The organism is Helicobacter sp. 11S02629-2, from assembly GCF_002272875.1.
GTDB lineage: Bacteria > Campylobacterota > Campylobacteria > Campylobacterales > Helicobacteraceae > Helicobacter_I.
This window is the reverse complement of the sequence record NZ_MLAN01000004.1, coordinates 1-20658: the sequence shown is the minus strand read 5'-3', so window position 1 is coordinate 20658 and position 20658 is coordinate 1. Positions and strand designations below refer to the sequence as shown.

Sequence of the window (20658 nt, the reverse complement as noted above, 5' to 3'; positions counted from 1 at the left end):
TATCACACCAAAAGCATAGAAATGGAAAATAAAATCACAAATCTTTGATAGAATATCAGCTTTACTTTATATAAAGGTTTGCATATGGATCACATTTCAAGAAGTGAAGAAATCACAGCTAGGGCCTTAGAGCAAGTAGACAATGACAGATATAAGCTTGCAAACTTAATCTTTGCTAGAGTAAAAGAGATAAAAAAAGGAGCCCTTCCTTTAATACCTGCTGACTTAAGTATAGATAAGTTACCTGATATCGCTTTACAAGAGATAGCAGATGGTCTAATAGGTATAGAGAGAATAGATAGTATTTAAAAATCACTAAGTTAATCGAAGGAAGAGTGTGCTTGAGTTTTTTAAAACATTACAAGAGATAAAAAGCATAGAGGGCTCTTTACTTCAACTTCAATCCTTACATGAGTTTACTCCAAAGATAACCCTAGCCATAGACACGGCTACTAAGTTTCACGAACACCAGCTTAGAAAGTCTGGTATCCCTTATGTCATACATCCTATCTGTGTTTCCTCACTAGTTGCTTTTTATGGTGGTGATGAGGCGATGATTTGTGCTAGCTTGCTTCATGATGTAGTTGAAGATACGCTTTGTGATATAGACTATATCTATGCTAACTTTGGTGAGGCAGTAGGTGACTTAGTAGATGCTTTAACTAAGATAGTAGAGATAAGAAACGAAGAGATACCTTCAGCACAAAATAATGAAAAAATGACAGCACATGCCTTATCTTTTAGAAAGATGCTAATAGCTAGCATAAAAGATGCAAGAGTGCTTGCTATAAAGATCTGCGATCGCATGCATAATATGCTAACTCTTGATGCCTTATCTACTAAAAAGCAAATTAGGATAAGTGAAGAAACGCTAGTGGTTTACGCACCTATAGCCCATAGACTTGGGATCTCTAGTCTTAAAAACGAGCTTGAAGATAGAAGCTTTTATTATATCTATACTGATGAGTATAAAAAGATAGAATCATACTTACAAGAGCAAAGACAAGACCTAGAGTTAAAGCTTAATAGCTTTACGCAAACTATAAGCAAGATGCTTTTAAAAGAGGGCTTTTTAAGTGATGACTTTAAGATCCAAAGTCGCGTTAAAAGACCTTATTCTATCTATCTTAAGATGCAAAGAAAGGGTATAAGCATAGATGAGATGCTAGATTTGCTAGCAGTTCGCGTCATAGTTAAAACCCCACTTGATTGCTATAAAGTCTTAGGCATAGTCCATCTTAACTTAAAGCCCATACCTTCACGCATAAAAGACTATATAGCCTTGCCTAAAGAAAATGGCTATCAGACTATACATACTACTGTGTTTGAAGGGGCATCAGTTTATGAGATACAGATACGTACTTTTGACATGCATAAAAGCGCAGAGTATGGCGTAGCGGCACACTGGAAGTATAAAACTGGTGGTATAAACCCTAGCATGGACTGGCTGCAAAATATGCAATATAGCGATAACTCAATAGAAGAGTTTTACGAGCTAGCAACTAATGAGCTTTATAGAGAAGATATAGTTGTTTTTTCTCCTAAAGGCGATACTGTAACCTTGCCAGTTAACTCAGTTGCACTTGATTATGCTTATGCTATACATAGTAAGGTTGGGGATTTTGCAAAAGAAGCCTATGTAAACTATCAAAAAGCTTCTCTTTTACAAAAGCTAAAAAGTGGAGATATAGTTAATATAGTAACCGACAAAGAGGCAACTCCAAGGTGTACTTGGATAGATTCTGTAAGGACTTCTAGAGCAAAAAGCCGTATGAGAATCTTGTGCAACAACAAGATAAAAGATATAGATAAAAAAAGTGTGATAAACATGCTTTCAACTATATTTAATAGAGAGCACTCTCTTTTTGAAGACTATATAAAAGAGCATGGATTAGAAGAAAAAAGCATTAGGGCAGTTACTGATATAGCCTATCTCAAAGATCTGCGTAATCAGATAAAAGATACCTATAAGTTAGATTCTGGCTTTTTTTCTAAGATGAAGTTTACTTCCATAAAGCTAAAACCTTTAATCTTTGACAACTTAGTACTTTTTACTAATAGAACTATAAATCAAACCACATTTGACTACTGTTGTCATCCAAAGTATGGAGATTCCATAGTTGCCATTAAGTCTGGACAAAAAGTGATAGTGCATCATAAGATGTGTGATAAAGCAAATGAAGAAATTAATAATAAAGCAAGTCAAGTTTTTGTAAAATGGGCGACCAACACTAAGGTGGCTTATAAGATTCTAGTAGCTTTTGAAGATAAGGTTGGAGTTTTAGGGGACTTCTTAGCAGCCCTTGGAAGGCTTCAAGCTAATGTCTTAAAGGTCAATTATGACTCTTATAAAAAGCAGTTTCAGACTTTAGCTGAGGTTATATTTGAAGCTGATAGTCAAAATATAAGAGAAATTAAGTTAAATATAACCAGAAGATATAAGATTGTGGAGTTTAGTAGCTTAAAAGACGCATATCAAAATTAAATACTAAGGACGTGGCATTGTGGATACAAAGGTAAGATTTGCACTAAATGAGATTAAAAGAGGCGCTATAGACTTCATAGGAGAAGACTACATAGAATCTTTAGTCGCAAAGTACTATGAGACAAATCAAAGATACAAAGTAAAAGCAGGCTTTGATCCAACAGCCCCTGACTTGCACCTTGGTCATAGTGTGCTTTTAAGAAAGCTTGCCACTTTTCAAAAGTATGGTGGTTTTGTGCAGTTCTTAATAGGCGACTTTACTGCCATGATAGGTGATCCAACTGGCAAAAGTAAGACTAGAAAAACCTTAAGCAAAGAAGAAGTTTTGCAAAACGCTAAAACTTATGAAGACCAAGTTTTTAAGATCTTAGATCCTAAACTTACAGAGGTTTGTTTTAATAGCACTTGGCTTTCAAAGATGGATGCTGCTGGCTTTTTAGGGCTAAGCTCACGCTTTTCTGTAGCCAGGATGATAGAAAGAGATGACTTTAGCAAGCGCTTTAAAGAAAATGAACCTATAAGTATAGTTGAGTTTATGTATCCACTTTTACAAGGCTATGATTCTGTAGCACTAGATTGTGACCTTGAGCTTGGAGGAAATGATCAAAAATTTAACCTTTTAGTAGGAAGAACCTTACAAAGAAGTTATGGGGCTAAAAAAGAACAAAGTATCTTAACCATGCCGCTTTTAGAAGGGCTAGATGGCAAGCAAAAGATGTCTAAAAGTCTAAATAACTACATAGCTTTACAAGATAGCCCTAATGATATGTATGCCAAAGTGCTAAGCATAAGCGATGAGTTAATGTGGAAATATTATGAACTTTTAAGTGCAAAAGATTTAGACTCTATAAATGCTTTAAAAAATGATGTACAAGGTGGTAAACTTCACCCTAAGATTGCAAAAGAAAGTCTTGCTTTAGAGTTAGTAAGCTCTTACTATAATAAGGATTTAGCTTTAGAAGCAAAGAATAATTTTGATAATGTTTTTAGTAAAAATGAGATTCCAACTGACTTAGATGTGTTTACATCTACTGAAGGCATATGGATATGTAAACTCCTAGTAGATGCAGGTTTAACGCCTTCTACCTCCCAAGCCAGACGCGATATAAAGGCTGGTGCTTTAAAGATAGATGGAGAAAAGATAGGTGATGAGAATCTTAAGATGACTAAGGGGAGTTTTACTGTGCAAATAGGAAAGAGAAAGTTTATTAAAGTTGACATAACTGATAATGACATTAGGTGATATAGGCAAGGTAGGTGACATGAAAAAGGTATTAAAACCATTAACCATAGGGAAGCACACGATTAGCTATCCGATATTTCAAGGTGGTATGGGAGTAGGTATAAGCTGGGATGAGCTAGCAGGTAATGTATCAAAACAAGGAGCTTTAGGGATCATATCTGCAGTTGGCACTGGCTACTATAAAAGGATGGAGTTTACTGAAAAGATCATAAACAGTAAGCCTTTTGAAGCTATCAACTTCTACTCTAAACATGCATTGATGGAGATTTTTAAAAATGCTAGAAAGCTTTGTGGTGATAAGCCTCTTGGTGCAAATATACTATATGCGATTAATGAGTATGGAAGGGTAGTTCGCGATGCTTGCGAGGCAGGGGCTAATATCATCGTAACAGGAGCAGGCCTTCCTTTAAATATGCCAGAGTTTACTAAAAACTTCCCTGATGTTGCTTTAGTGCCTATAGTTTCTTCAGTTAGGGCTTTAAGAGTTATATGCAAAAAATGGGGAGATAGATATAAAAGACTACCAGATGCTATAGTGGTTGAAGGACCTTTAAGTGGTGGGCATCAAGGCTTTAAGTATGAAGACTGCTTTAAGCCAGAGTTTCAGTTAGAACACTTAGTGCCTGAGATAGCCCAAGAGGTTAAGCTATGGGGTAATATACCTTTAATTGCAGCCGGTGGAATCTGGGATAGAAATGATATAGATAATATGATGTCTTTGGGTGCTAGTGGCGTTCAGATGGCGACAAGATTCTTAGGGACTTTTGAGTGTGATGCTAAGGCTTATCAAAAGTTGATGCTTAATGTAAAGCAAGAAGATATAGAGCTTATAAAGTCTCCTGTAGGCTATCCAGCAAGGGCTGTAAATACTGGTGTTTTAAGTCGCCTAAAAGAAGGCAATGCGCCAAAGATTAAATGTATAAGCAACTGCGTCACACCTTGCCATAGAGGTGAGGAAGCTAAAAAAGTAGGTTACTGTATAGCTGATAGTTTAGGAAAAGGGCACATGGGAGATCTCCGTGAGGGTCTATATTTTAGTGGTGCTAATGGTTATAAGATAGATAAGATTATAAGCGTAAAAGAACTAATAGACGAACTAACTCAGAGATGATAGATGCGCTATATCCTGCTTGTAGTCTTACTATTTTGCGGGCTGTATGCAAATGATGTAAAGTTTGTAGGCTCAGTACCTTTTGGAAGTTCATCACTAAGACTTGAGGCTAGTACTACCCTAACTAAAAATAATATTAGAATCCATAGGAAAAATCCTAAAGAGATTTATATAGATATATTAGGAAGGCTTACTTTTAGCAATAAAGACTATAAGTTTGCCAACCACTCTTCTATAACACTAACCCAGCACAACAAACACACACTGAGAATTACCATAAAGCTTACAAAAACTACAAGCTATGAGTATAGGCTAAGTGGAAAGTACTTTTATATAGAGATAAAAGATGAGTTAGCAAGTCCTGCTTTGAAGGCTAAAAATGCAGCCGCTACAATAGAGGCCAATAAAAAAGAAAAAGGCGAGCAAGAAAAACTTAATAAAGAAAAAATTAATAAAGAAAAACTTCATAAAGAAAAAGCCAAGCAAAATAATCTAACAAAAGAAAAAGAAAAAGCACATCTCAAAAAAGAGCAAGATAGCGCCCAAAAAGCCAAAAAAGAGGAATTAAAAAAAGCTGAGATAAAAAAGTCTGAAGCCCATAAAACCCTGCCTCATAAAGCTGAGCCAAAAAAGCTTGAGATAAAAAAGCCTGAGATAAAAAAAGAGCAAGCCAAAAAGCAAGAAAGCACTAGCACTAAAGATACCCACAAGCATGAAAGCCATAGCCATGAAGTCCCAAGAAAGCCAGTTTATATAACTCCTTTAAGTGCACAGTTTGCAAAAGAGTTAAACACCTTTGCCCATGATAAGCCTATACTTGTCTCAAAAGCAACTTTGAGAGATAATGAAAAGCTGCCTCAAGGCTTTAAGAAAAAAGTCATAGTTATAGACCCGGGTCATGGCGGTAAGGACTGTGGGACTTTTGGCATAGATAAGGTTTGTGAGAAAGTTATAGTTTTAGCTATAGGTAAAAAGCTAGCTAGGATTCTAGATAGACTAGGCTATGTGGTTTATATGACTAGGGATAGTGATGTTTTTATAGACCTAAGAAGAAGAACTGAGATGGCTAATGAGATAAAAGCAGATCTTTTTGTCTCAATCCACGCTAACTCCATACCTAAAGGAAAGCCTGATACTCCAAAAGGCATAGAGACTTACTTTTTAAGTACGGCAAGGACAGAGCGCGCCCTAGCTGTAGCTGATATAGAAAACCAAGGTGATACTGCGACTATGAACTACTTTTCTAAGTCTTACTTTTTAAGCACTATAAACTCACAACGCCTAGTAGCTTCTAATAAACTAGCAATCGATATACAATTTGGTGCACTTAAGTCAGTTAGGACTAAGTATAAAGATGTAGTAGATGGTGGAGTTAGGGAAGGTCCTTTTTGGGTGCTAGCAGGAGCGCTTATGCCTTCAGTTTTAATAGAAACTGGCTATAACTCTAACCCCATAGAAGCTCCTCGCCTTATAGATAGCGGCTATCAAGAGCTTTTAGCCATAGGTATAGCTAATGGCATAAGAAGCTACTTTGCTAAAAATCCTTAAAACTAAAGCCATCTCATCATGCTTATACTTCTAGTATCTAGTAAAGCTTAAATGGAAGTTATATCCTTTTTAGTTTAGCTTTCTTTTTTAGATTCCAAAAATGCATAGCACTCTTTTGGGCTAGTGCCTCTAAGCTTAGCTAGAAGCTTGGCTTTGTCTTTTAAGGGAAGTCTTAGTTCTAAAAGCTCTTTTTCATCTATAGTTATAAATTTAGTAGCTTGTTTTATATCTAAGACAACACACCACTCACCATTTAAGTTAGCCTTTTTCATTAAGTCTAAAACCTCGCTAGGAGTGCCACAAAAACTTTTAAAATGAAGTTTAGTAAGCTCTTTATAAGCATAAACTTTACTATCACTAAAAGTAGATTCTATATCACGCATTAGTTCTAGTATACGCTTTGGGCTTTCATAAAGTATATTAATCCCACTTAGAATCTTCAAAGCTTCAAGCCTAGCTTTTTGCGTGCTTGGTAAAAAGCCTATGAACTTAAAACTAGATTCTAAACCACTTAGTGCATAAGAGAGGGTTAAGGCACTGCTACCTGGAAGGACTTCAAAGGGCACTTTGTTAGCTATAGCATATCTTATAAGCCTAGCACCCGGATCGCTAATACAAGGCATGCCAGCATCAACTGAGTAGACTATATTAGCATCAAAAAAGTTAGGATTAGATTCTAGTTTGGTTAAAAACTCTTCTTGATTATGAGTGTGAAAGCTTAAAAAACTTTTACTTGAAAGCTCACATCTTAAAAGCCCCTCTTCTTTTAAAAGATACAAAAGTCTTTTTGTGACCCTTGTATCTTCGCAGAGTAAGATTTCAGATTCATCAAAGGCGTTTAAGGCACGTAGCGTGATATCTTTTAAGTTCCCAAGAGGAGTTGGGATGAAGGTAAGCAATGGAAGAAAGACTTACTTTTTGGCGTAGCGTTGTTTGAACTTCTCTACTCTTCCTGCAGTATCAGCTATCTTGTCAGTTCCAGTGTAAAAGGGATGACAAAAGCTAGATATATCTATTCTTAGTTCTGGTTTAGTGCTTAGAACTTCTATTTCTTTACCGCTTGTTACGCAAGTAACTTTGCAAGGTACGTATTTTGGATGAATGTCTTTTTTCATGATTTAGTTCCTTAAACATATTGTAAGCTTGCAATTCTTGCTAAGTTTTACTTAAAATTGGCTTTTTTGAAGCTAGTTGTAGGCTAGAATCTTGCATTATTAAGGAGTTTTATTATGCAGAAATTAGACTTTGAGACCTATTGTGCCAAGATAGATGAGATAGCACAAAAGATGAGTGATAAAGATACCTCTTTAAAAGAAAGCTTAAAACTTTACAAAAGTGCTAAAGACTACATCCAAAAAGCCCAAAGTCTGCTAGAAAATGCAAAACTTGAACTAAATGTACTAGATAAATCTTCAAATACCAATTAGTCAAGGTAGGCTTTTTAAAATCAAAATATAAAAGTGAGTGAGAGATGAAAAAGATTGTACTTGAAAGTTTTAGTAACACTGTAGCCCTTTTGCAGTTAAGCCAAGTAGGAGATATGAAGAGACTAAAAGTCTACTTTTCTCAAATCCCAGCTTACTCTATAGTGGTTATAGGAGAGTATGTCTTAGATCTTTTTTTTAGTGAGATAAACAACGCAGCAAAAGGTGTTATAACTAATGATAGTAATAAAAAAATAGCCTTACTAAGTGATATATCAAAAGAGTTTAGCATCTATATAGTAGCACCAATTATTACTGGTAATAAAGATAAGATCTATAAAAAGATAGCACTAATAACTCCTAATAAGAACTACTTTTACGCCCAGCAGTGCCTTATAAACTTCTCTCACTGGGATGAAGCAAGCTTTTATGATAACAGCACTTCTTCTTTAAAAACTCCTTTAGTCTTTGAGGCTAATGGCTTTAAGTTTGCCCTTTTATTTGGCTATGAGCTTCATTTTGATGAGTTAACTTTGAAGCTTAAAAATGCAGACATTGATGCTATCTTACTTCCAAGTGCTAATACTTTTGGGTCAGAATCTAGATGGAAAGAGCTTATAAAAGTAAGGTCTTTTTTAAATAGCTGCTATATATTTAGGGTTAATAAAGTAGGAAGTGTAAAGTATAGCGATGGGCACATATGGGAGTTTTATGGCAACACTTTGGCGGCTTTAGGCGGTGAGATTATAAATGAGTTAGGAGATAAAGAAGGCATGCTTTGCATAGATTTAGATTCTAAAACTTTAAGGGAAGTTAAAAATGAGTGGAGTTTTAAAAAAGAATCATTAACTAAATAGTTTTATAATCCTCGCCATATTTATTTTTTAGGAGAAATTTGAAAATGGGAAAATATATAGAGTTAAAAAAAGATAACTTTGACAGTGTTGTAAAAAATGGCGTTTCTATGGTTGACTTCTGGGCACCTTGGTGTGGACCTTGTAGAATGTTAGCTCCAATAATTGATGAGTTAGCTGCTGAGTACGCAGGAAAAGCAAACATCTGCAAAGTTAACACAGATGAAGAAGAAGAGTTAGGTGCGAAGTTTGGTATAAGAAGCATACCTTCTATGCTATTTTTTGTAAATGGTGAGTTGAAAGATACTATAGTTGGTGCAACTTCTAAACAAGTTATACAAGATAAAATCAACTCTTTACTATAATAATTAAGGTTCTATAATGATAGATTTAGCAATCATTGGTGGTGGTCCAGCAGGACTAACTGCAGGACTTTATGCTACTCGTGGTGGTGTAAAGAATGTGGTTCTTTTTGAAAAAGGTATGCCAGGTGGTCAGATAACTGGTAGTAGCGAGATCGAAAACTATCCAGGTATAAAAGAGATAAAAAGTGGACTTGACTTCATGGAGCCTTGGCAAGAGCAGTGTTTTAGATTCGGTCTAACTCACAATCTAAGAGAGGTTATCCGCGTAAGTAAAAATGGAAAGTTTTTTAAGATCTTTTGTAGCGATGGGACAGACTACACAGCTAAGGCAGTTATCATCACAACTGGTGGAAGACCAAAAAGAACAGGTATAAAAGGTGAAGATAAGTACTGGGGCAAAGGCGTTAGTACTTGTGCAACTTGTGATGCTTTCTTCCACAAAGGTAAAGAAGTGGCAGTTTTAGGTGGTGGTGACACTGCTTTAGAAGAAGCTATCTATCTAACTAAGTTTGCTTCAAAAGTACATCTTATACATAGAAGAAATGGCTTTAGAGCAGCTCCTGTAACTTTAGAGCATGCTGAGAAAAATGAAAAGATTAACTTCATGATTCCTTATGTTGTAGAAGAGATATGTGGAGATGGTAACGAAGTAACTTCTTTAAAGCTTAAAAACTTAGAGACTAATGAAGTTAGCACTCTTAATACTGGAGTAATCTTTGTTTTCGTAGGCTATGAAGTTAATAATGGAATCTTAGTTCAAGAAGATAAAAGCATGCTATGTGAGTGTGACCAGTGGGGATCTATAAAAGTAGACCTTGATATGAACACAAACATACCGGGACTTTTTGCTGCAGGTGATATAAGAGTAGAAGCTAAGAAACAAGTTGTCTGTGCTGCAGGTGATGGTGCAACAGCCGCACTTTCTGCTATAGACTATCTTGAAACTACACATTCTGCGCCTTACTTAGAAACTGAGCACAAAATATAATCCTACCCTTACTTTAAATCCTAACTTTTTACGTTAGGATTCTTAAGGCTTTTAGCCTTAATCTCATTATTTTAAAGATAAACACATGTTAAAAATAGGCATACTTGGTGCATACGGCAGAGTTGGCAGTTTAGTAAGAGAAAGCTTAGAAGATACCTATAAAACTAAGGCAGTTTTTGCTAAAGCTTTAGTTGAAGGGCAGATTCCTTCAAGCATAGATACTACAGACTATAAAGAGTTTTTAGAATCTGTTGATGTAGTTATAGATTTTTCTTCTCCAGTTTCTACTAAGCTTTTAGTAGAGCACGCACTTATAACGCCTAAGCCTTTAGTCATAGGCACTACTGGACTAGATGCTGCGACTATGGATTTTATAAACACAGCTAGCACTAAGATGCCTATACTTTACTCAACCAATATGAGCAAAGGTGTTTTAGTCTTAAATGAGCTAGTAAGCGAGGTTGCTAAAAAACTTCCTAACTTTGATATAGAGATCTTAGAGATGCATCATAAATACAAAAAAGATGCGCCTTCTGGCACAGCTTTAAGCCTAGCAGATAGTGCTTTAGAAGCAAGAAAGCTTGATAAGTCTCACTTAGTAAAAAGTAGAGATGGTATATGTGTAAGAAAAGAAAACGATATAGGTATGCAAAGCTTAAGAGGAGGAGACCTCTATGGAAAGCATACTGTTGGATTCTATGGAGATGGGGAGTTTTTAGAGTTAACCCACTATGCAACCTCACGTTTTGCTTTTGCTAATGGCGCCCTAGACTGTGCCCTCTGGATAGCAAATAAGCCTCCTAAGCTTTATAGTATAAAAGACATCTTTAAGTAGTAAGGCTTACATGTCTACTCTTGTGATACTTTGTGGGGGACTAAGCTCACGTTTTGGTGCTGATAAAAGCCTATGTGAGTTTGAAAAAAAGCCCTTAAGCCTTTATCAGTATGAAAGGCTAAGTGAAGGTTTTAAAGCTAGTGGCATAAGGTGTAAAGTCTATCTTTGTCTTAAAGATACTACTTACCCACTTTTAGAATCTAAAGACTTAGAATCTAAAAGCATAAACTTCATAGTAGAAAGTGAAGTTTTAAAAAAAGACTTTTTAGATTCCATAACTACAGATACAAATGCCACTACCACCCATATCAAAAGATCCACTCACTCACCACTTTATGGAATCTATGCTAGCTTGCTAGCCTTGCAAACGCCTTGTGTGTTTATGAGTGTGGATACTCCTTTTTTAAGTATGGCTACCTTGCAAAAGCTTTTAGATTCCAAAAAAGAAGCCTTTATAAAAACGCCCTTAAGAGATCACTTTTTGCCTTCAAAGTGGGAGCTAAGTAGTTTAGATTCTATAAAACAAAGTCTTATAAAAGGAGACTATAAGCTAGGTTTGCTTTTAAAAAGTCTTAAGTTTGAATACATAAATATAAAAGATGAAGCAGAGTTTTTTAATATGAACACTGAGGCTAGCTATAAAGAAGCCCTAAAACTACACGCAAAAACTAAAGGCGGCACTCATGGCAGATGATGCAGAAAAGACAGAAGCCCCCAGTGCTAGAAAGATCCAAAAGGCTAGGGAAGAAGGAAGTGTTTCTAAAAGCCCTGAGCTAGTTGGCTTTATAGGGTTAGTGGTTAGTTTTGTAGTGCTTTTTGTCATCTTTCCTTTTTGGGTGTCTGAGTTTAAAAAACTCTATACACAAGTTGTAAGCCTTTTTGGACTTGACTTTACAGAGATGAATATCTATGGTCTAGCTTTGATGGGCTTTAAAGTCCTAGCCATCACAACTTTGCCTTTTTTTGCAGCCTTAGTAGTAGCAGGCGTAGTTGGTAACGTAGCACAGATTGGCTTTTTACTAAGCTTTAAAGTACTTACGCCAAAGTTAGAAAAGATAGACCCCATAAAGGGTATGAAAAACGTTTTCTCTCTTAAAAAGCTACTAGATGGAATCTTAATCACCCTTAAAGTATCCATAGCCTTTGTAGTGGCATTTTTTATATTTTTAGGTTTTTTAAAAGACTTGCCGGGCATTGCAAGGAGTAATCTTTATGTGCAAACCCACTGGTTTTATGATAAAGCTTTGATACTTATAGGCGTGCTTCTTTTTATATTTTTAGTCATGGCAACGATAGATTTTTTAGTAAAACGCTTTCAGTATATGAAGTCTTTAAAGATGAGCAAGCAAGAAGTAAAAGATGAGTTTAAACAGCAAGAAGGTAACCAAGAAGTAAAAGCTAAAATCCGCCAGCTTATGATGAAAAATGCCATGAGTAAGATGATGGCGGCTATCCCTACTGCAAACGTCGTAGTTACTAACCCAACCCACTATGCCGTAGCCTTGCGCTTTGATGGGGACAAAGACCCAGCCCCAGTTGTAGTAGCAAAAGGTATAGATAATCTAGCTATACGCATAAAAGGCATAGCAAGAGAGCATGACATAGAAATCATCGAAGACCCACCCCTAGCGCGCGAACTCTATAGGGTAGTAGATGTCTCAAGGACTATACCTACTACTATGTTTGAAGCCGTAGTCATCCTTTTCCATGAAGTAGCAAAGCTTGAACAAGCCAAAGGCAAAACACCAAACTTTATGAAAAACATTAAAAAGAAGCATTAGTTTAATATAGCTTTGTTTTGGGCATTTTTAAATATATGCTTGCTATGACTTGATTGCATAAGTCTTATAATGATAATTTAAAGATTGCCAAGTTGACTTTTTATCTCCTAGCATCAAGATAAAATTAGGCTAATAAAAAAGTAACTGTGCAACCCTTAAACTCTTATAGAAGCAAAATATAATAGCCCTTCATTTAGTTAAAAGTAGTTAGTAAAATATCAACATTTCTTCATAAAAAGCTATAAATATCAAGATTACTTTAATAAATATTTACTGATAAGTAAAAAAGATAAAAATACTTCCTTTTTTACGTGTGAGGGCTTGCGTTTTTTTTTTTTTTGAATACATTAACTTTATGATTTTAAACCCTACTTTTTAGTTTTGGTTTAATCTCTATTAATTTTTAAATATAAGGGATTTATGAATGAAGAAGAAAGTCTTATTAAGCGCAGTATGTTTGGCATTAGCTTTAGGTTCTGCAAGTTATGCAAAAAGTGGTGTATTTGTAGGGGCTAATGCTGGTCTTGCTATAACTACTCCAAGCTATCTTAATGAACTTAAAGATAATAAAAGTATGCTGCCAGATACAGGCGTTGGCTATGTGCTAGGTCTAGATGCAGGTTATCAACAAAACTTTACTCCTAAAATGGGACTAAGATACTACCTAAGCTATAACTTCTCTCAAAGCTTTGCAAGCAAAACTAATGCAATCTCACTTAGTAATGGTGTAGAAGGTACTAGCGGATCTACTAAGGCAACCCAAACATTTGAAACAATAAACTTCAACCACCTAGTAGCTGCTAATGTTGACTTCTTCTATAACGTAACTGATATGTTTGGAGCTTATGTAGGTCTAGGAGCAGGGTTTTCAAACTTTAGCATAGATATGAAAAGCACTATCTTAGTTCCTGGTGAAGGAAGCGACAGTCAAACTATTAAGTTTGCTGGTAATAGCTTTGCTTTACCTTTAAATGTAGGTGTAAGTATGAACTTAGGAGAGCACCAAGTTGTAAAGCTAGGCGCGAAAATCCCTCTACTTGGCACAGATATAAAAGCTTCAGATAAAAATGCATTTGGAAGTGATAAAGCACAAGCTACTTTAAGAAACTACATCATCCAAGTTGGCTATAGCTATATGTTCTAGTTTTATAAAAGCTTCTAAGTCTTTTTAAGGTCTTAAAGCTTTGTTATGTAAGCTTTGCTTTTTTTATATTTTGTTATGTTGTGGAATCTTAGATTCCACAACTTATAAAAGCCCTAAAGCTTTCATCCCTAAAAACACTCATCTTTTAGAATCTAAAGTCTTTTAAGCACAAAAAGTACTAAAATCTCCCATCACTTCCACATATCTCTTTCATCTCTTTTATAGCCTGAGGTAGCCCTACAAAGACAGCACGCGCTATGATGCTATGACCTATATTTAACTCTTCTATCTCTTTTATGTCAACTATAGCTTGGGTGTTTTGGTAGTTTAGCCCATGCCCTGCATAGACTTTAAGCCCAAGATCAAGACCTTTTTTGCTTGCTAGTTTTAGCACAGTTAACTCATCTTCAAGATTAGCCTTTGTGGCATTTAGCTTAAGTGCGTTATGAGTTCTTTTAAGGTTGGTAAAAAGCTCTAAGCTTAAGTTTGCATACCTTCCAGTGTGAAGCTCTATAGCGTTACTTTCTAACTCACAAGCTTGAAAGATAGAATCAAAACTAGGATCTATAAAAAGGGCTACTTCTATACCTGCATCCTGAAGCTTTTTTATAGGAGTCTTAAGCTTAGAATCTAACCTTAGCCCTCCTTCAGTTGTAACTTCTTCTCTTTTTTCAGGCACTAAAGTAACGCGTGCAGGCTTTAAGCTACAAGCCATATCTAGTATGTCGTGATCTAGTGCACATTCTAGATTTACTGGTAAGAAAGAAGATTCTATGATGCGTTTTAAGTCGAAGTCATTCATATGGCGTCTATCTTCTCTTAAGTGCATAGTTATCTGGTTAGCCCCGGCTTTTTCGCAGATAAAGACTGCTTCTAGTGGGTCAGGCTGGTTGGTTTTTCTAGCCTCTCTTAAAGTTGCTATATGATCTATGTTTATGCCTAGTCTCATGGTGCCTCCTTTGCAATCGTTTGTGATAGAATAGTAAAAAACACATAAAGAGCCCCTAAATGTTACAGATTAGTAATACTGAGTTAAAAGAGGTCCAGAACGCTTTGTATGAGTTTTGTGGTATCTACCTAAATGACACAAAACAAACTATGATAAAAAACAGACTTACAGCGCTTTTAAGGACTAAGGAGGCTAAGGATATAGATTCTATCCCTCAGCTTTTAAAAAGTATAAGAAGCAACCTCGCACTAAGACAAGCTTTTATTAATAGTTTTACTACCAACAAAACTGACTTTTTCCGCGAAAGCTATCACTTTGATGACATGATAGATAGGTCGCTTAACATACTTATGAGAGAAAGTCTCCCAGTTAAGATCTTTTGTTCTGCTTCTTCTTCGGGGGAAGAGCCTTACTCTATAGCTGCAACTTGTCTTTATGCTAAAAGTCTTTATAAGTCAAACTCTTCTATTAGGATAATCGCAACTGATATAGATACTAATATGCTTGAGCTTGCTAGAAAAGGGCACTATACTCTAGATACTAGGCTTAATAAGATTCCTTCTTGGGTAGAGCTAGATAAGTACTTTGATGTTAAAAAGCAAGGTGATGGCACGCTAGAGCTAGATGCAAAGTCAAGCCTTAAAAGCCTTATAACCTTTCAGCCTTTAAATCTTTATAATAAACACTATCCTTTTCCTTCAAATGATTTTGATATAGTTTTTTGTCGCAATGTTCTAATCTATTTTAAGATTCACGACCAAGAAGCTATCTTAGAAAGACTGCTTGGCGTCTTAAAGCCCGGCGGCACTTTGTATCTTGGGCACTCTGAAGATGTATTAGCCTTAGGGTATAAGGTAGAAAGACTTGGCAATAAGACTTTTATAAAACGCGATCTTTAAATGCAAGCTTTTACAAAACTTAGGGCAGGGTGTATGCCTTTTAAAAGAGATTATATATGAAAAACAAAACTCCTTACTTAGTGGAAGAAAAGCATCATCCAGATACTGTGCTTCCTAGTAAACCAGCCATAGCACCAAAAGATAAGTTAATAGTTATAGGCTCTTCAACTGGTGGCACAGAAGCGCTTAATAGTATATTTTCCAAGCTTCCTCGTGGCCTCCCTCCTATAGTAGTAGTCCAGCATATACCTAAAACTTTCTCAGCCTCTTTGGTGCAAAGACTAAATGCTAACTCAGAGATGGATGTATATGAAGTAACTGAAAAGATGGTGCTTCAGCCAAGCTCAGTTTATGTAGCCTCAGGAGACTGCCACGTGCTAATAGGCATTGAGGCGGGTAAGTATATAGTAAAGCCCTTTGATGAAAGGCGAATCTCTAGGCATAAGCCAAGCGTAGATATACTTTTTAGATCTGCTAATAACGTAAGTGGGGCAAACACTCTAGCTATCATACTTACAGGCATGGGGGATGATGGCAGTATAGGCATGAAGGAGCTTTTTGATAATGGTGCTTATACCATAGCCCAAGATGAAAAAAGCTGCGTTGTTTTTGGTATGCCAAAAAAGGCAATAGAAGCTGGTGCGGTTAGAGAGATACTTCCACTTGATAAGATTCCAGCAAGGATAGTAGCACTTAGTAGCAAAAAGACTTTTGCACTTCAGAAAGGGCAAGATGACTAAAAGGCTTGCACTTACCCTCCTAGTTTTTAGCTTTTTGTTCGCACAAGCAGATACGCTTAAAAACCAAAGTAAAGAATCTAGTTTTAATCACAAGCCTACAGTGTATAAAAATAAGATCTTAAGCCTTAGCTTGCAAGGTCACTTAGGTAGCCTTTTTGCCACTAACTTTGGGGTTAATAATACTTTTTTAGGACTTAGTACTTCTGTAACTGGCAAGTTAGATATCTATGATAACTATCAAGTAGGACTTGGAGTGCTTGGTGCTTGGAATATCTTCCCTTATAATGAATACTTATTTGATGTAAGTAATACTCACTTTGGCTATCAAAGTAGGCAAGATGTGCTAAATGCCTACTTTAGATATATAAACTCTAATCTCACAGTAGTTGCTGGTCGCTACGCCCTAGAAGATATAAAAACTACTAAGCTAGCTTTTGATAATGACTTTATATATGGTCCCTTACAAGGGGCTAGTATAAACTACGCGTTTAAAAACTCCAATATCTACTTAAACTATATAAACTCTTATCTGCAAACTGGAATCTTAGCGGGTCGTATAGGCTCTTTTATGACAACTTTAAAGCCTTTTAATCCCACTTCAAAAGACACTTTTATAGGAGGAGAGATACTTAGTCTTGGTGGTAACTTCTCTTATAAGGGCTTTTATATAAGCCCATGGGTGCTTTTTAATACACATGATTTAAGTAGCCTTGGGACTAGCTACTTTAAGCCTTTAGTTCAAGCTGGGCTAAAGAGTGCTTATAAGTTTGACTTTAGCCTCACAAGCTTTTCTTTAACTAGACTAGATGTGCTTTTTCAAGCTAACAACTTAGAATCTTACTCCATGCTTAGCCCTAGCCTTGCTACTCTTATAGTGTTTGATGAAGCTTTTAGCTTTTACTACCGTGCTTTTGCGTTTGAACTAGGAGGGGGCTTTTTAGCTTCTATAGCTATGCCTAATCTTGGGAAAGGCGCACAAAGTGCAAGTCAAAGCATCTTTGCACTAAGTGATAGCACAAGGTTTTATGGTAAGTATCTAAACGGCATAGACTACTTTAAAACTGGCAGTATAACAGGCTATCTTTTTGCAAAGGCTAGCACTTCACGCCTTAGCCTTCAAGCACTAGCTGCCTTTGGCACTTATAAAGAGCTTTCACTTGCTTTAAGCTATAAGCTTTATACTTTAAAAGTAGAAGGCATAAAACGTCTATCTTTAGATGCAGGTCTTGCTTACTCTTACGCTAGTCTTTCAAAGCTAAGCTTTTCTTTAAAACATATTTCAGATGATAATAATGCCCTTATGGCTTTTACTAAGCTAACTTTTTAGATTCCATCTTTACAGTTTGTCCTTTAAATGCCGATATTATCTTGAATGCAACTTTGAAGTGGCAATTTTAGAATGAAGGATATAGATATGACAAAAAAGATAATGGCTTCTATTGCTTTAGTTGGTGCTTTAGGTCTTGGGGCAGCGAGTGCTGTGGACTTTAACTATAACGGGTATGTGGGTGCTTTTGGCGACCTAGGATTTGGAAATGGAAACGCAGTTAACTATGGTGATGGCACTCGTCAGTCAAGCTATGCCGGTATAAGCGGTCATATAGCAGGCGACTTTGCTTTTGATAATGTCCACTTAGGAGTTGGTGCACTAGCAGCTTTCTCACCATATAACAGAAATGCTTTAGTAGGCACTAAAGGCTACTCTTTTGATAATATTTATAATAAGCCTTTTATAGATCTTTCAGATCTTTACTTTAAGTATGATTCTAAAGACTTCAAACTAGTCCTTGGTAGATATAACGTTAATGATGTTTTAAACACAGCAGACTGGATAGGCGGTTTTAACCAAGGTATAGCTTTTAACTATCAAAGTCAAAACTTTGGTATCTGGGGTACTTATATCAATGACTGGTTAAACACAGGCTATAACCTTTCACCTGAGTTTAACTCTGACTTTGGTAAGTTTGGCTCAGGCTTAAGTGCTTTTGCGCCTTATAACACTACACTTGGTAACTTTGGAAACTTCTTCCAAAGAAATATCTTTGCTGGTGGTTTAGATTTTAATATAGCTGATATGGTAAGTATTAACCCTTATGGAGCTTACTGGATGAGACAAGGTGCTTTTAACGCACCTTTAGCACAAGCTGGAGTTAGGGCTTCTTTAAAGCTAGGTGATAAGTCAAGTGTTATGTCGATGACTACTTTTAGAACACTTTGGCAAAACAGCATAGGTGTTGATAACGACTTTGGCATGATGTACTGGATAGATCAAGAGTTTACATTCATGGATATGTTTAAACTAGGTGCTGGTTATATGTACATAGGCAACAAAGGCGTTGTATCGCTTAATGATAGGACAAGATTTTATGGGCAGTTCTTTAGTCCAGTTGGCTTAAGTGGTAACACTTTAAGTAGAGCTTACCTAAATGCAGGTGTTAGCACATGGTATGTCTTTGGTGGCTTTATGCTAAGTAAGACTTTAAACTTTGACTTATTATACGCAGGTGGTAACTACCATGAGGCTTCAGCTGTGTTAAACTGGCAGGTAATCAATCAAGACAAAATCAACTGGAGTGTTGGAGCTGGTGTAGTAGCTACAGGCTTTAATGCAGCAGATAAACTTAACGTCTTAGCCTTTACTAAGTTTAAGTTTTAATTAAGCTTATAGAGTTTTTATAGTCGCATCTTTTTGATTTTAAGCACTAGATTTAGATTAAGAATCTAGTGCTTGATAGTCTTGGTCTTACTGTTTTTATATCATCCCTTCCTTATAATCCACATTTTTTGTATATAAAAGTAACTTATCTTGCTATATTTTTATAGTTTAAGTAATGATTTTTCAAATCCCTCTCACATTTACCTTGTATTGAAGATAGAATGATCTTTTTTTATAATGGTTAACTTAAGTTAAACTAATTTCATCTTTACAATCAAAAAGGGGTGGTAGGTCTATGCGTATAAAACTTATGGCGTTTATGTCTTTTATATTTATAGTTTTTATAGTTGTGTTTGTACTGTTTTTTTACAATAGCGAGCATCAAATAAAGCTTTTTGAAAATGGTTTTACGCAGACTTACTACCAAAACACTACTAAGACTTTAAAGACTTCTACAGACTCTATAGCTGATTCTTTAGGTGCATTAGTTAAGGGCATGGATACAAATGATCAAATAGCTTTGATATCTAAAGCCATCTCAGATATACGAATGGGGGGGGGGGGAACTCTAACCTCCAAAATAGCAGTGAAGAAAACTACTATTTTGTTGTAAAAGGCACTACCATCCTTGTTTACCCAGATGCTAGTCTTGTAGGAAAAGATGTTAAAGATGTAAAAGATTCTAATGGTGTGTATTTATTCCGTAAACTAGATGAGGCAGCACAAGGAGGTGGCGGCACAGTCTCTTATGTATGGAATAAGTATAATAGAGATGGCAGCAGTTCACTTGCTCCAAAACTTTCTTATGCTACCTTAATCCCAAATACCAATGGCATGTATATCTCAACTGGAGTCTACACAGATGACTTACAACATCATCTAGACGCTTTGATGACCCCCATCAAACAAAAGATGCTCTACTCCTTTTGGATTAATCTAATAATTACATTTATCATCCTTGTTATATGCTCTCTAATAGCAGGCATACTCTTTTATAAATACATAGTAGGTTCTATAACTTATATAAAAGATTCTCTAACTAACTTCTTTACTTCTTTAAATAAAAATGAAGTAAGTAATATGAAGCTACTAGATAAGAAACTAAAAGATGAATTTAAAATAATGGCTAATGTAATAAACTCTAATATTACTAATATCCAATCTTCTCTCTCCAAAGACTCTTCAGCAGTATCACAAGCCCTAGAAGTAGCTAAGACTATAGAAGAAGGTAATCTAAGTATACGTATAACTAAAAACCCTGCTAATCCTCAATTACTAGAACTTAAAGATGTACTTAATAATATGTTAGATGTATTAGAAACTAAGATAGGAAGTAATATGAATGAAATAGAAAGAGTATTTGATAGCTATCTTAGATTAGACTTCTCTACTTCTGTATTAGATGATAAAGGTAATATAGCTAATAAAGGTAGTGTAGAAAGAGTAACTAATGCCTTAGGAGAAGAAATAAGAAAGATGTTAAAAAGTTCTTTAAGCTTTGCTTCTTTACTTAATGAAGAAGCTAAAAAGCTAAATACACAAATTACTAATCTATCAACTAGCTCTAATGCACAAGCTTCTTCTTTAGAACAATCTGCTACTGCTATAGAAGAGATAACTCAGTCTATGCAAAATG

Annotated in this window: 21 protein-coding genes and 1 pseudogene; 19 read left to right on the top strand and 3 right to left on the bottom strand. The window is 35.8% G+C overall.

Features of this window, described 5'->3' with window-relative positions; all coding sequences use genetic code 11:
• Positions 1 to 84: 84 nt before the first annotated feature.
• The 5 genes from BKH40_RS03555 to BKH40_RS03535 are packed head-to-tail and all read left to right on the top strand — an operon-like array spanning position 85 to position 6387.
• Positions 85 to 309: a DNA-directed RNA polymerase subunit omega gene (locus tag BKH40_RS03555; RefSeq protein WP_095277025.1), complete on the top strand. Its 225-nt coding sequence runs from the start codon at positions 85 to 87 to the stop codon at positions 307 to 309.
• 28 nt (positions 310 to 337) lie between these two features.
• Positions 338 to 2485, top strand: coding sequence for a RelA/SpoT family protein (locus BKH40_RS03550; RefSeq protein WP_095277023.1), 2148 nt, complete (start codon positions 338 to 340; stop codon positions 2483 to 2485).
• A 19-nt stretch (positions 2486 to 2504) separates the two neighbouring features.
• Entirely contained in the window at positions 2505 to 3728 is a 1224-nt protein-coding gene (gene tyrS / locus BKH40_RS03545; RefSeq protein ID WP_095277021.1) for a tyrosine--tRNA ligase, read from the top strand.
• A gap of 19 nt (positions 3729 to 3747) precedes the next feature.
• On the top strand, positions 3748 to 4839 hold the full coding sequence (locus BKH40_RS03540; protein ID WP_095277199.1) for a nitronate monooxygenase: 1092 nt from the start codon (positions 3748 to 3750) through the stop codon (positions 4837 to 4839).
• Between the two features lie 3 nt (positions 4840 to 4842).
• The gene (locus BKH40_RS03535; RefSeq protein WP_095277020.1) at positions 4843 to 6387 is read left to right on the top strand and encodes an N-acetylmuramoyl-L-alanine amidase; all 1545 of its coding nucleotides are present in this window, start codon (positions 4843 to 4845) and stop codon (positions 6385 to 6387) included.
• Positions 6388 to 6461: 74 nt separating this feature from the next.
• On the opposite strand, the gene rsmI is transcribed toward BKH40_RS03535, so the two are convergent.
• Complete coding sequence (gene rsmI / locus BKH40_RS03530; RefSeq protein WP_095277018.1) at positions 6462 to 7286, bottom strand: 16S rRNA (cytidine(1402)-2'-O)-methyltransferase; 825 nt, start codon at positions 7284 to 7286, stop codon at positions 6462 to 6464.
• Between the two features lie 12 nt (positions 7287 to 7298).
• The gene (rpmE, locus tag BKH40_RS03525) at positions 7299 to 7502 is read right to left on the bottom strand and encodes a 50S ribosomal protein L31 (protein WP_095228926.1); all 204 of its coding nucleotides are present in this window, start codon (positions 7500 to 7502) and stop codon (positions 7299 to 7301) included.
• Positions 7503 to 7616: 114 nt separating this feature from the next.
• On the opposite strand from rpmE, the gene xseB reads away from it, so the two are divergent.
• From xseB to BKH40_RS03485, 8 genes are all read left to right on the top strand, one after another.
• Positions 7617 to 7814 carry an exodeoxyribonuclease VII small subunit gene (gene xseB / locus BKH40_RS03520; protein WP_095277016.1) on the top strand — a complete coding sequence of 66 codons (198 nt, stop codon included), beginning with the start codon at positions 7617 to 7619 and terminating at the stop codon, positions 7812 to 7814.
• A gap of 44 nt (positions 7815 to 7858) precedes the next feature.
• The gene (locus BKH40_RS03515) at positions 7859 to 8668 is read left to right on the top strand and encodes a carbon-nitrogen hydrolase family protein (RefSeq protein ID WP_095277015.1); all 810 of its coding nucleotides are present in this window, start codon (positions 7859 to 7861) and stop codon (positions 8666 to 8668) included.
• Positions 8669 to 8712: 44 nt separating this feature from the next.
• Entirely contained in the window at positions 8713 to 9030 is a 318-nt protein-coding gene (gene trxA / locus BKH40_RS03510) for a thioredoxin (RefSeq protein WP_095228931.1), read from the top strand.
• A 16-nt stretch (positions 9031 to 9046) separates the two neighbouring features.
• Entirely contained in the window at positions 9047 to 10018 is a 972-nt protein-coding gene (trxB, locus tag BKH40_RS03505; RefSeq protein WP_095277013.1) for a thioredoxin-disulfide reductase, read from the top strand.
• A gap of 85 nt (positions 10019 to 10103) precedes the next feature.
• On the top strand, positions 10104 to 10853 hold the full coding sequence (gene dapB / locus BKH40_RS03500; RefSeq protein ID WP_095277011.1) for a 4-hydroxy-tetrahydrodipicolinate reductase: 750 nt from the start codon (positions 10104 to 10106) through the stop codon (positions 10851 to 10853).
• Positions 10854 to 10863: 10 nt separating this feature from the next.
• Positions 10864 to 11547: an NTP transferase domain-containing protein gene (locus BKH40_RS03495; protein WP_095277009.1), complete on the top strand. Its 684-nt coding sequence runs from the start codon at positions 10864 to 10866 to the stop codon at positions 11545 to 11547.
• On the top strand, positions 11537 to 12634 hold the full coding sequence (flhB, locus tag BKH40_RS03490; RefSeq protein WP_095277007.1) for a flagellar biosynthesis protein FlhB: 1098 nt from the start codon (positions 11537 to 11539) through the stop codon (positions 12632 to 12634). The genes BKH40_RS03495 and flhB overlap by 11 nt, the downstream gene beginning before the upstream one ends.
• Positions 12635 to 13058: 424 nt before the next feature.
• On the top strand, positions 13059 to 13778 hold the full coding sequence (locus BKH40_RS03485) for an outer membrane beta-barrel protein (RefSeq protein WP_095277006.1): 720 nt from the start codon (positions 13059 to 13061) through the stop codon (positions 13776 to 13778).
• Between the two features lie 178 nt (positions 13779 to 13956).
• Here BKH40_RS03485 and BKH40_RS03480 read toward each other — a convergent pair whose 3' ends face one another.
• The gene (locus BKH40_RS03480) at positions 13957 to 14727 is read right to left on the bottom strand and encodes a pyridoxine 5'-phosphate synthase (protein ID WP_095277004.1); all 771 of its coding nucleotides are present in this window, start codon (positions 14725 to 14727) and stop codon (positions 13957 to 13959) included.
• Positions 14728 to 14786: 59 nt separating this feature from the next.
• Here BKH40_RS03480 and BKH40_RS03475 point away from each other — a divergent pair, with 59 nt between their 5' ends.
• The 6 genes and pseudogenes from BKH40_RS03475 to BKH40_RS03450 all read left to right on the top strand — a co-directional run.
• Positions 14787 to 15626: a protein-glutamate O-methyltransferase CheR gene (locus BKH40_RS03475; RefSeq protein ID WP_095277002.1), complete on the top strand. Its 840-nt coding sequence runs from the start codon at positions 14787 to 14789 to the stop codon at positions 15624 to 15626.
• 56 nt (positions 15627 to 15682) lie between these two features.
• Positions 15683 to 16366, top strand: a complete 684-nt coding sequence (locus tag BKH40_RS03470) for a CheB methylesterase domain-containing protein (RefSeq protein ID WP_095277000.1) — start codon at positions 15683 to 15685, stop codon at positions 16364 to 16366.
• Positions 16359 to 17693 (top strand): hypothetical protein, encoded by a 1335-nt coding sequence (locus BKH40_RS03465; RefSeq protein WP_095276999.1) that lies wholly within the window; start codon positions 16359 to 16361, stop codon positions 17691 to 17693. Before BKH40_RS03470 ends, BKH40_RS03465 begins: the two co-directional genes overlap by 8 nt.
• Before the next feature lie 87 nt (positions 17694 to 17780).
• Positions 17781 to 19022, top strand: coding sequence for a hypothetical protein (locus tag BKH40_RS03460; RefSeq protein WP_095276997.1), 1242 nt, complete (start codon positions 17781 to 17783; stop codon positions 19020 to 19022).
• 295 nt (positions 19023 to 19317) lie between these two features.
• Positions 19318 to 19635, top strand: a complete 318-nt coding sequence (locus tag BKH40_RS03455; protein WP_095276995.1) for a hypothetical protein — start codon at positions 19318 to 19320, stop codon at positions 19633 to 19635.
• Positions 19623 to 20658: pseudogene (locus BKH40_RS03450) on the top strand (cache domain-containing protein); the annotation flags it as partial. The gene BKH40_RS03455 and the pseudogene BKH40_RS03450, both read left to right, overlap by 13 nt.